At 66.6% G+C, this 11559-nt stretch carries 8 protein-coding genes; 2 read left to right on the top strand and 6 right to left on the bottom strand.

Annotated features, from left to right (window positions below; translation table 11 throughout):
- Position 1 precedes the first annotated feature (1 nt).
- From ASD80_RS03505 to ASD80_RS03530, 6 genes are all read right to left on the bottom strand, one after another.
- Positions 2-2692: a CHAT domain-containing tetratricopeptide repeat protein gene (locus tag ASD80_RS03505; RefSeq protein ID WP_056229055.1), complete on the bottom strand. Its 2691-nt coding sequence runs from the start codon at positions 2690-2692 to the stop codon at positions 2-4.
- On the bottom strand, positions 2682-3338 hold the full coding sequence (locus ASD80_RS03510) for a hypothetical protein (protein WP_056229059.1): 657 nt from the start codon (positions 3336-3338) through the stop codon (positions 2682-2684). Before ASD80_RS03510 ends, ASD80_RS03505 begins: the two co-directional genes overlap by 11 nt.
- A 74-nt stretch (positions 3339-3412) precedes the next feature.
- Positions 3413-5551, bottom strand: a complete 2139-nt coding sequence (locus ASD80_RS03515; RefSeq protein WP_082555027.1) for a caspase family protein — start codon at positions 5549-5551, stop codon at positions 3413-3415.
- Entirely contained in the window at positions 5526-6122 is a 597-nt protein-coding gene (locus tag ASD80_RS03520) for a hypothetical protein (RefSeq protein WP_156460312.1), read from the bottom strand. The genes ASD80_RS03515 and ASD80_RS03520 overlap by 26 nt, the downstream gene beginning before the upstream one ends.
- Positions 6119-7555, bottom strand: coding sequence for a sensor histidine kinase (locus ASD80_RS03525; RefSeq protein ID WP_056229068.1), 1437 nt, complete (start codon positions 7553-7555; stop codon positions 6119-6121). The genes ASD80_RS03520 and ASD80_RS03525 overlap by 4 nt, the downstream gene beginning before the upstream one ends.
- On the bottom strand, positions 7552-8583 hold the full coding sequence (locus tag ASD80_RS03530) for a response regulator transcription factor (protein WP_056229071.1): 1032 nt from the start codon (positions 8581-8583) through the stop codon (positions 7552-7554). Before ASD80_RS03530 ends, ASD80_RS03525 begins: the two co-directional genes overlap by 4 nt.
- Before the next feature lie 289 nt (positions 8584-8872).
- On the opposite strand from ASD80_RS03530, the gene ASD80_RS03535 reads away from it, so the two are divergent.
- Together ASD80_RS03535 and ASD80_RS03540 are read left to right on the top strand one after the other, a co-directional pair.
- Positions 8873-9595: a hypothetical protein gene (locus ASD80_RS03535; RefSeq protein ID WP_156460313.1), complete on the top strand. Its 723-nt coding sequence runs from the start codon at positions 8873-8875 to the stop codon at positions 9593-9595.
- 2 nt (positions 9596-9597) lie between these two features.
- A complete protein-coding gene (locus ASD80_RS03540; RefSeq protein WP_056229077.1) occupies positions 9598-11556 on the top strand; it encodes a trypsin-like peptidase domain-containing protein in 1959 nt (652 codons plus the stop codon).
- The last annotated feature ends 3 nt before the right edge of the window (positions 11557-11559 follow it).

Here is an 11559-nt window from a genome sequence, read left to right on the forward strand (position 1 = left end):
CTCAGTCGGCGCCGACCAACTGGAACGGCGCCCACATGGCGGGATGCGACAGGGGCAGGGTCATGGCGTCGCGCGAGGTATCGGCCACGATCGCGCTCATGGCGAGGCGCAGGGCCGCCGGCCTGGCGAGGCCGCCTGTGGTCGTCCCAGCGACCGTATCGCGAATGAGCCGGGCGGCGATGTCGTCCTGCACGACCCAGTGCGAAACCAGCATCGAGCGGGCGCCCGCATAGAAAAAGGCCCGCGCCAGCCCCGACAGGCCCTCGGCATCGGGCGTGGCGCCGGCGGCGGTGTCGCAGGCCGAGAGGATCACCCAGTCAACGCGCAGGGTGAGCCCGGCGATCTCGGAACTGGTGAGGAGCCCGTCGTCCCCATCGTTTCCGGAGTCCGAGGGCGTCAGGGCCAGTGCCGGCTCACCAAGGGCGGGCAGGCTGCCGGCGAGGAGGCCATGGGTGGCGAAGTGCAGGATGTCCACCTGCGCCAGGCTGCCATCGGCATTCAGTGCCCGCAAATTTGCCTCGCTGGCGTCGGTGCCGAGCAATGTCCGCGACGACGTACCGAACAGACCGGCCAGCGCCTCGATCTCGGTTCGCGTGCCCGGCAGGCGCGGCAGCGCGCGCACGGCCTCCCCACGGGCCGCCGCTTCAAGCAAACGGGGATCGTCCGAGGGAGAGACCGAGGCCGGTTCGGCGCCGAATTGCGGGTCTCCCAGCCCGATATAGGTACTGCGCCCGCCCTTGGATTTACTCCGTTGGGCAGCAACCTGGCGAACGTTGGTGAGCGATGGCACGACGGCAATGTTGCGCTCAAGGCCGAGCCAACGGGCGGAGCGCAGCGCGGCGGCCGTGTCGAGCGCAACCTGCGGCGCCTGAGTAAGGAGGGCGGCGAAGGAGAGGCTGAGGAGACTGCCTTGCGGCGCCACGATCCAGTTTGGCTTTTCCTGCAGCAGCGCCGCGATGTCGGGTGCGCCGAACAGGGCCGAATACAGCCGAAAGGCGAGGTCGCCGTCATAGGCGCGGACCGCCATCGCCGGAGCCTGGTCGGCAAGCGGATCGAGGGGCGCGCGCGATGCGATGGTGATCGCGCCGGGAGCGACTGGGCGCGAGAGGAGGGCATGCAGGCGCGCGACCGCATCGGCCAGCTCCGTGGTGCTCATGGGAATATCGGCCCAGGCGACATTGTCGTGTGTGACGGCCCAGACCCGGCCGGGGCCCGTTGCGTCTCCGGGAAAACGACTTGGCGACAACAGCACCACGACGTCGTCCGGGCCCAGACCGTCCTGGCCCTGCAGCTCGGAGATCGTGACGGGCCGGGGCGAGATCATGTCCAGCACCGCCGGGAAACGGTTTGACAGTTCGGCTTCGACAGCCGCAAGTTCGGCCTCGTCCGTCTGGCGCTGTGCCACCATGGCGGCGAGCGGCAAGGCCATGCCCGTATCGGGAGCATAACGTGTGGCGGCAAGGCGGCTGAGCTGGACGTCCGCTTCGGCGAGCCGGCGCGAGGCGCTCTCCCAGGCCGCAACCAGGTCGGCGGCGCCGACGCGATCGGCGACGGCCACCATGCTCGCCCGATTGGTGGCCAATGCCGTCAGACCCAGGGCAGGGGCCTGGGCGGCACGGAATCCGACGTCGAGTATTGCCGGATCTGGACCAAGGGCGCGGATGGCGACCATGGCGGCCGCGTCAGCCAGCCAGGCGGCCTCGGCAATCTGGTAGGGGATGCCCGGCCGCTCGCTCTGGGCGCCTTCGGGGCGCCGATAAATCGAATCGAGTTGATCCGTCACCAGGCGGTCGAAGGTCGAGAGAACATCGAGCGGCTGCTCGCCTTGCAGAAGCCGTGCCGTCGCCAGGTCGCCCATGGCGGAGCGGGTGATGTCGGAATTTGGGCCGAAGGTTTTCGCAATGGCAGCGATATTGTTTTCGAGGATCACCAGGGAGATATCCGTTCGATCCAGCCGGCTCATGAAGGTCGCCGCGCTGGCGGCCAGGCGCAGCGCCACGGGGTGGTTGCGGGGCAAGTGCCGACGGGCCGCCGCCAATGCCGCAGTGTATTCGATGGCGGCCTCTTCGAGCTGGTCGGCTTCTTCGAGGATGACGGCGAGGTTGCGCTGCGCCTCGATGGTGCCCGGATCGGTTTCGCCAAAGGCCTGGACCCAGCCGGCGAGGACTTGCCGCTGCAGGGTTTCCGCCGCCGCGAGGTCGTTGCTATAGTAGCGGGCCGCGACAAGGTTGGAGAGCGCAGCGAGCGTATCGGCATGGTCCGGACCGAGCAGCTCCAGGGTGAGAGCATGGACCCGCTCGGCGATGCGGCTCGACTGGGGCTCGTTGCCAAGCTCGCCGAGGACGACGCCATAAAGACCGAGCGCCCGGATCGTTTCGGGAGCCTCGGGACCGTACGCGGCTTCCAGAAGTCTCAGATTGTCGAGATAGAGGGGCACGGCCTCTTCGGCATTGCCGCGCAGGCGCAGGATACTGGCGAGGCCGTTGCGAGCCTCGACCAGCTCCGTCGGGCTACCTTCCACCTGAGCCATGGCGTCGGCAAAGCCTTGTTCCGCCACGACAATCTCGCCGGCCGCGAGGGCTGCTTCCGCCTTGTCGAGGAGGAGGCGCGCGGAGCCCGCCGGCTGCGACAGCGCGCCGGTGACGAGCATGCTCGTAAAAAGCAGCACGCCGAGCAGGCCGCTAGGGCGCACAAGTGCTCTCCTGTGCCGGTGGCGCGAGGAAGACGATGGTTGCCGGTGCGGTCCCCTGATTTACGACCGTGACCGTGACGGCATCGCAGGCGGCAGGGAGCCATTCGACATAGGCGCCATAGCCGACCGTCCCGGTGGTCGGGCCTTCATCGCTGGCCAGAAGCGCGCCTTTGCCGTCCGTGACCAGAAGATCGACATCGGCGCCTTGCGAGGTGCCGCGCAGGCGAACTTCGACCATGGCCTGTTCGTTGGCGGCGAAGGTAAGTTCGAAATGCTCCGCCTGGCCCGGCGGAAGCTGGACTTCGTGGCGTGTCGGGCCGGCAAGGGTGCCGCGGGGCTGGGCCTGAAGGCGCGCGATTTCGTTGGCCGTGGCAAGGCCGGCGGCGTCGAGCAGGGCCATAACACCCCAGGGATCGTCGGCCTCCAGCGTGGCACCCGAAAGTACGAGAAGCCGTGCGGCGGACATCAGCAGTAGCGGATCATCGCGTTCTTCGCCCCAGTTGGACAACGTTTCCGCGGCAATCAATATTTCGGCACCGGACACGGGCTGGGCGTCGTCGGCCGAGGCCGAGGGGCCAAATGGCAGCGGGAGCATGGCCAGGGCGGCGCCGAAGGCCCAGGCGCGCGAGTGATTCCTGCTTCGCACGATTTCTGATGATCCCCCTACAACACAACGAAAGGGTAACGGGCCATATTGGGTGCAGCAAGTTCTGCGCCGTTTCATGGTTGAGCCACCCGCAGGGGAATGACGAGGGCGCCGCCGGCGATGGCGTCGGGAACCGATCGCGTGGTGCCGGTCTCATACGCGGCTGCGGCCAGGAGTGCGCCGAAATCGTCGCCAGGCGCTGCACGCTGGTTGCCGGTGAGCGGGGCCGCAGCTTCGAGAAAGCGGAAATCCACGGGGTAGGCATTGCCTTCCGATGCCGGCACGGCAAGCATCAGCAGATACATGTTGCCCGCACTGGCGCGCGCCTCCTCGGGGAGGCCGGTCTCGACATAGGTGAAGTCTGCGCTGCCGCCGGCCGGCAGCCGTAGGCCGAAAAAGCGGCCGTCGGGATAGCCGGTGAGATAGTAGAGCGCCCCGGTGGGATCGAGGTAGAAGGGCGAAATATCGAGCGGGGTCGGGCCGCTATTGGTGAGGGTGACAAAGACCTGGTCGCAAGGCCGGATGGTCGTGCGGCCGGGCGCTGACGCGCGACTATCCCCATTTGCCGCACCGCACGATGGGCCCCCGGCATCCGCCAGCGTAACCGAGGCGGAAAGATCGGAGCCGATTTCGGTTGCAGAGAACAGGCGCGCGAGTCGAAAGACGGCGCGGCCGCGCACCAGCCTGTCGACAACCGGCGCGATGGCGTCGACCGACACGGACAGCGGTATGGTGGGCAGATCGGTCCCAGGCTCGGGCGTAGCGACAATTTCGCCAGCCGCCGACATCAGCCGAAGGTCGGCCGGTTCGCCGGACGAAACCAGCGTCACAGCGTCGGTCGCGAGCAGGGCCCCGCTGTCGACGTCCCCTGCCATGGAGATGCGCAGGGGAGCCGCACGCAGGGGCGGAGACGCCGCTTCGGCCCAGAGGGCCGGTGCGCGGTCGGCCAGCCAGAGCGCCCGATGGCGCTGCGGATCCAGACCCTCTATTGCCATGAGTTCTGCGCTTCGGTCCGGGCGAAGCGGATCGCCGGCGACCACTTCGATTTCGGCGCGATCGAGGCCGAGTTCGGTGACTTCGGCATGGAACAATGGCTCGGCGTCGTCGCCCAGATGCACTGCAACGGCGCTGCCGTGCTCAAGGCCGGAGAGTGCACCCCCCAGAACGGAGAGTTGATTGCTGGCTGTCCACGCCACCGCGAAACGGCGGCTCTGCGGCGACTCCTCCATCGCACGCGCGCCGAGATTGCCGACGAACATCGGATCCGGCAGGCCGCCGCCGAGACTCCAGTAGACACGGCTCACCGAACGGGCGAGGTCGGCGAAGCTGGCGCTGTCCGCGTCGGCCATGGCATGCGCCAGGCTGTAGCTGAGGACGCCGTATACGCGGTCCGGTTCGCCGGCACCGGCGGGGAAGGGCAGCTCGATGGTCTTCTGTCCCGGCTGGGAGGCGTAGAAGCCGACAAAGGTGCCGCCACTGCCGGGTGGCACCGGAATGTCCATATAGCCGTCGGCGGGCAAGCTGGCGTCCTCGGCGCGAGGTGCGGAGGCGTTGCCGTCGACAACGGGGCCGACGCTGCGCAGATCGAGAAAGCGTGGTTGCCCCTGTACCACGGTGCCGCGTTCGAATGTGCCGGAATGGCAGGCATCCACGACCAGCCATACCGAGGCGCCCTGGGCCAGGATTGCGCCGATAGCCACCGCCATTTCATCGTCGGTGATGTGGTTGCGGATCGTCAGGCCGCCCTCGCTGCGGTCCAGGGCGACGTCGACCGGCAGGAATATTTCGTCCAGTCCGTCAGGTTCCTCGGGGTGGTTCTCCGGGTCGTTGATGGGCAATTGCGCGCCGTGCCCGGACATGGCGATCAACACGCGATCTCCCGGTCGGGATTGCTCCGCCAGGTCCGCCAGGGCCGAAAGAATGGCTGCGCGTGTGGGAGCGGCCGCCACGAAGGGCAGCCTCTCCAGTGCCGCGCCATTGGCGAGGACCCGGATATTGTCGCTCGTCGTCCAGCGCTGGCTAAGCGTTGCATAGAGCAGGTTGGCGTCATTGCCCGCCCCCTCCAGCGCCGGCACTGCTGCATCGTCATAAGCGGAGGCGCCGATCACCAATGCACGAGACGTTGCCGCTTCTGCGCTGGCCGTCAGGCACAGCGCCGCCAGAGCAGGACCGCCGAGTCGCAGGCAGCTAGAAAAAGACCAGCAGGGCTTCACGGTCGCTCCTGTTGGTGCTGAATGTCAGTGTCAAAGCCCCCGGTTCGGCCGGCAGTGCGCAGGTCAGGCTGTCGCGACCGGCCGGTGCCTCACAGATCACCGCGCCATTCGCATCGGTCAGCCGCGCCGAGAGCGTACCGCGCCCGAGGGCACGCAGGGTTAGCGACCCGGCCTGTGTCGCCTGCCGCTCGAAAGACAGTGACTTTTCGTCACCGGCAAGAGGCAGGCGAAGGGTTTCGGCGGCGGCATCCTCGGGCAGGCCGTCGAGAAGGTCGAGGATGCCTCTCTCGCCCCGGGCCGCAAGGCGCGCCGCAACCACCAGCTCATCGAACAGGTCTTTCGCGTGTAGCGGCAGTTCAGAGCGCACGGACGGTGGCGGAACGACGGCAAGCGGAGCCACGGCAAGGGCCCGTGCCGCGCCGGCCAGCAACAGGGCATCGCCATCACGCAGGCCAAGCTCGGCCAGCGTCAGGGTGGCGTCGAGGGCATGGCGCGCCTCGACAGGTTGAGCGAGCGCCGGCGGGCTCGCAACAGACAGCAGGCATACCAAGAGGGCCAGAATACGAGTCATGAGCGTGCCTCCGTCGTCGCTCGACCGCTGAGCGGCCCCTGGATGATCACCTCGGCCATGCTGGCAGATGGCGTGATGCGTGCGCGAAAGCCGTGGCGCTGCGATATGGCCTTGACCAGGCTGAGGCCGATACCCACGCCGGGCAGCGTGCTGGTGGCCGAGCCGCGGGAAAAAAGCTCGAAGGCGTGCTCGACCACGTCGGGGGCAAAACTCGACCCCGTATTGGCAACGCTGAGCATGAAGCTGTCCCCCTCCGCCCTGACGGTCACTCTTATCTCGGCATTGTCCACGGCATATTTGTTGGCATTTCCCAGCAGATTCGACACCAGCACCTCAACCAGGGCGCGATTGCCGGTGACCTGCACATCGCGGGCAATGTCCAGCACGACGGTTCGGCCGTTGCGCTCGAGGGCATCGATGATGTCGTCGACGGCATATTCGGTCAGGCAGCCGAGATCGATACGATCGGTCAGGGCAATCGGCGCCAGGGATTCCAGGCGAAAGAGCTGCATCAGGCTGTGGAGCCTGCCATTGGCATCGTCGATGGTGGTCTCGATGGCCAGCGCATGGGTGTCCCGGCCCGCGGCATCGGAGCTGGCGAGCAGGCGGGATAATTCGCCGCGGATGCGCTGGAGCGGCGTCTTCATCTCATGGGCCATGTGGGCCGAGAGATAGCGCAGGCCGGTGATCAACTCGTCGATGCGTGGCAGGACGGCGTTCACATGATGGGCCAGTGCCCGCAGTTCCGGAGCAGGTGGTGCATTGGGCAGGCGCACGGCGGTATTGCCGGCGGAAAAACTCTCCAGGATGGCATTGATCTCGATGAGGCCATCGCGATAGCGCCGCGTATGGTTGGCATGCAGCAGCAGGCCGATGGCCAGCGTGACCCCGAGCCCTGTCCAGACCGCCCCAATGGTCGTCCAGGCCGTTCGCACGGCCTGGCTGGGTGCGGGAACGCCGAAGGCGACGGCGACATCGGCCATGGGCACGGGCCAGTCGCGGGAGGCCGTGCGAATATCGAGCGCTTCAACGCGCAGAATGCGCCCGGCTGCCTCCAGCGTGGCCGTGCTGCCTGGTCCGAGCGTGGCGGACGCCTCGACAAAGGCGGGTGACGTGGCGCGATGCAATTGGCTGCCGCCCGGCCGCAGGCGCCACACGGCCACCTCCACCGGCTCGTCGCCAAGAAAGGCTGCCTTCTCGACATCGACCAGCATTTGCGAAAGGCCCGAAAGGCCGCCATCTCGCAGTTCTTCCTGCAGGCGCTCGCCGATGCGGTGCATCTGGTCCGCGTCGGTCCGGGCACTGGCGCTCAGTATCGATGCGGAAAGGGCGAGTGCGGAAAGGGCTGCAGCCGCCATGAGGGTCAGGAGCAGGGCGCCGCCCGAAATACGCTGCAGGGCTTGCGGAAACAGGCCCCTGATGAAAGGGCTCATGCGGCGGCATCTCGCAACTGCAACAGCGGCTCGGCCACAAATCGATAGCTGTTGCCCAAGGTCTCGATACATTCGGGCAAGGTTTCGCCACGCGCCTCCAGAAAGTCCCGGAGACCGACCCTGAGCCGGTGCTTGGTGGCGGAAATCGGATTGGCGCCGGCCTCCATGTGGATTTTTTCCCACACGTCGAGCAGCAGCATCTGCTGCGGAATCCACAGGCCGGCCCGTTCCGCCAGGTAGATCAGCAGGTCCGTTTCACGCGGACGCATATCGATGCGGTCGCCGCGCCAGCGCACCAGCCGGTTGCGCCGCGACAATTCGAGGGGCCCGAAGATGAGCAGGTCGTCGGTTTGGCGGGGGCGCAGCAGCACCCTGACGCGCGCGCGCAGCTCATCGGCATGGACCGGCTTGCAGAGATAGTCGTCGGCGCCGCCGCGATCGAGGCCATCGACGCGATCGGAGGTGGTGTCCATCGCTGTGTAGAGCAAAGCGGGGGTATAGATGTTGAGGCTCCGCAATTGCTGGATGAAGCTCAGTCCATCGCCATCGGGTAACTGCCTGTCGACGACCAGCGCATCCACCGGCCCGCCTTCAAAGGCCGCGCGCGCCTGGGCAAGCGTGTGGACGGCGCGGGCCTCGAAGCCCGCGGTCGCCAGTTCGTCGGTGGCCCATCGGGCAATCCCCTCGTCGTCGTCGACAACAAGGATGCGGGGCGCCTGGTTGAGAAGGCAAAGGCCGCGAATGCGGGTAACGAAGTCGGATATATCGACATCGGCCTGAATGACATCGCTCGCCCCCGCCTTGAGCAGGGCTTCACGGCGCAGCCGGTAGGGTGTGCCGGCTTCCAGCCTGAACTGGGCGAGGACCGGTGGGCCGAGACGCGCCGCTTTGGCAAGCGCATTCTCGAAGGCGTCCCGTTTCCCGTCGCCGTCGAGCAGTACGAGCACGTCTATACCGGCGACGTCGACGGCCGAGAGATCCTGCGGGAGAATGCGGGACTGAATGTGATGAGCCGACAGGCTGGACATCAGAACGGCCGTCGCGGTCCCAATAAGCCCCACCGTTCTGGTTGGCGCGACCGTGGGGTCGGCATTTCGCTCGCTCGCACTCATTGATGTTCGTTCCCCCGATTTTTCCGCGGCTCGCTCAGGCAATTGGGCAAAACGCAATCCATGCGACCGCAGCAAAGAACATCACATGTTAATTATCGCCGTATAAATGACAAAATCTGTAAGCGGGCGACCGGCGCAATTCGTTGACCGCCCCGGAAAAAAACGCATTATGCAATATTCGAATTTGACGAAGATATCCCTTTAATTGCGTGAGTTGTTGATGTTGAGAGGGCTAATTCTGGTCGGTTCATTAGCCCTCGTTGTTTTGATAGCGGCTATTGGCTACCTGACACTCGAGGCTTGCGCCATCAGGGCGCCGTTTCAGCTTCCGTGGCTGACGCTGTGTGCCGACCCGGCTCAGACGGAAGCTGAAGACGTGCTGGCTGCGCTGACGGACGAAAACCAGGCGTTGCAACGCGAGATATTCCTGCTCGAGCGCAATCTCGGCGGTATGCAATGCGAGGCGGAATTCGACGTCGCCCAGTTGGCCCCTCCGGTCGTCGCCACCGGGCCGGTTGAAGATGCGCCAATCGACGCCGAGGCCTGGGAAACGGGCGATGTGGGGTTGCTCGATGGGTGCTGGGAACTCGATTCCGATCTGCGGGTGGAAAATGTCTCGACCGGGGCCCTGACCCATTTCACGCAGTGGAACATGTGCTTCGATGCGTCCGGCAGTGGCCGGGAACGCATGGCGGCAACCGATGGCACGGCCTGCGAGGGCGCCGTTTCCGGTGCGTTCGACGGCAGTGGAGCGCTTAGCATCCGCGAGCCCGGCAATCTCAGTTGCTCCAACGACTCGTATATCTATCAGCGCGATCTGCAGTGCTCCCTCGGTGTCGACGGGCGTGCCATCTGCAATGTCCAACAGCCTGAGCTTGGACGTCATTCGACCGTGCGGCTGCGCCGCTCGGCACGGGGGGAACTCTAGAATTGGCCGATCACTTCCTGACCAAATCACAAGTCAATCTCGCACAGTGCCTGCCATTTGCGAGTGGGCTGGCGCTCGATAGCCATGCGGCCCTCAAGTCCCTGCTCCGCAGCCGGGTTTCGGAAAGCGCCGCATCGCTCTTTGCCGAGCCGCTGGTCAGTCGCGGCAATGATATCGCCGAGCCAAGCATCAGCTGGTATACCGACATGCCGGGCGAAGGCCGGCTGCTCTCGGAGCTGGAAGAGCAGGATCGCGCCAGGATCGACGCCATTCTGAGCAGCGAGCTGCGTGCCATGCGCGGCCTCCTGGCTGATCCGGAAGACGGCGCGCTGATGGCGGCGGCACTGCATCTGGCCAATTCGCCCAGGGGCGATATCTGGGTGGTCGATGGCCGGCCGGTGATCATCAACTGGGGCATGCTGCCCGAAGGTGGCGGGCTGGACCAGGAGAGCCGCACCGCCCAGTTCGGCGCGACGCTCGGCCGCTACCTGCCGCTGTCCGCAGCCCCGCCGCTGAACGAAGCCGAACGCCGGGCGCGCATCGACCTCGTGGGTGGCGCCGAGCCGAAGTCGGCCGCACCCGAGACGCCCGCGCCGCAGACGGCGCCCGTCGCGCCGCCTCCGGCTGCCGTTATTGCCGCCGCGGCGCCTGTCGCCAGCGTGGCGCCGACCGTGGTACGCGAGCAGACCGAACCCCGGCGCGGCGTGCCGATAATCGCCTGGCTGCCCTTGCTCATCTTGCTGCTCATCAGCGCTGGCCTGCTGATCTGGCTGCTGCTGCCAAACAGCCGCATCTTTCCGGCCTATGATGCCGACCGAGCGATCGAGACCGAGGCCGCCGCCGGGCTGGCGCGTAGCGTAAACGACGCCCTGCGTGAACGCCTTGCCGACCTGCGGGACGCGCGCGACGGAGCCATGTGCCGCGCCGACGGTACGCTGGTGCTGCCCGATGGCATGACGGTAGACGGCCTGCTGCCGCTGGATCCGGTTAATCCCGCCGACGCCCCAGGCATGGCGGCGCCCGCCAGCGCAACGCCGATACTGCCGCCCGATCCGGGTCGGGTTCAGGTGCCGCAGAGCGCCCCGACCACCGACGGGGCCGGTGATGCGGGCGAGACCGGAGATGTCTCGCTGCTCGAGATGATTGAAAGCCGCACGGTCATGGTCATTGCCGATGGCGCCGATTCCCTCGGCACCGGCTCGGGCTTCTTCATTGCGCCGGACCTGGTCGTCACCAATCACCATGTGGTTGAGAGCGCCGCCGAGGGTGGTCTGTTCGTGACCAACCGTGCCCTCGGCCGGCTGCATCCGGCACAACTCGTCAAGGCGGCGGGACCGTTTGAGGCGGTGGGCGCCGACTTTGCGCTGCTGCGCGTGCCCGGTGTCCAGAGCTCATACTTCGGCCTGCTCGATGCCGACAGCTCGCTCAAGCTGCAAAGCGTGGTTGCGGCAGGCTATCCGGGGGACGTGCTTGAAACGGACAACGCCTTCCAGTCGCTGCGCGAAGGCAATTCGGGGGCCGTTCCGGATCTGACGGTGACCGATGGCACCATCAATGCCGAGCAGTCGCTGACGGACTATACCCATGCCGTCGTCCATTCCGCGCCGATTTCGCGGGGCAATTCGGGCGGGCCGCTGATCGACATGTGCGGTCGCGTTGTGGGGGTGAATACTTTTGTGCGGCAGGGCGATCTGCGCAACCTCAACTTCGCGCTTAGCATTCGCGATCTCGTCGCCTTTCTCGGTGATACTGGGGCCGCGCCCGTGGTTGAGACCCACGCCTGCGAACCGCGCCTGCTGCGTCCGGCAGCGCCGGCGAGCGAGCCGGACGATGCCGCTGCGACAGCGCCCGCCGAGGCCGACGCTCAGGCGGCCCCAGCGGAGGACGCGGCTCCGGCCGCGCCGGAAGCGGCGCAGGGCGGCATTCCCAATTTCGGGCTGAACAGCCCATCGGGCTCGTAGGAC

Source organism: Devosia sp. Root635, assembly GCF_001427605.1.
GTDB lineage: Bacteria > Pseudomonadota > Alphaproteobacteria > Rhizobiales > Devosiaceae > Devosia.

Excerpts from the sequence above, each read along its gene's own strand:
- ASD80_RS03530 (WP_056229071.1), bottom strand. The coding sequence starts at position 8,583 with ATGTCCAGCCTGTCGGCTCATCACATTCAGTCCCGCATTCTCCCGCAG.
- ASD80_RS03520 (WP_156460312.1), bottom strand. The coding sequence starts at position 6,122 with ATGACTCGTATTCTGGCCCTCTTGGTATGCCTGCTGTCTGTTGCGAGC.
- ASD80_RS03525 (WP_056229068.1), bottom strand. The coding sequence starts at position 7,555 with ATGAGCCCTTTCATCAGGGGCCTGTTTCCGCAAGCCCTGCAGCGTATT.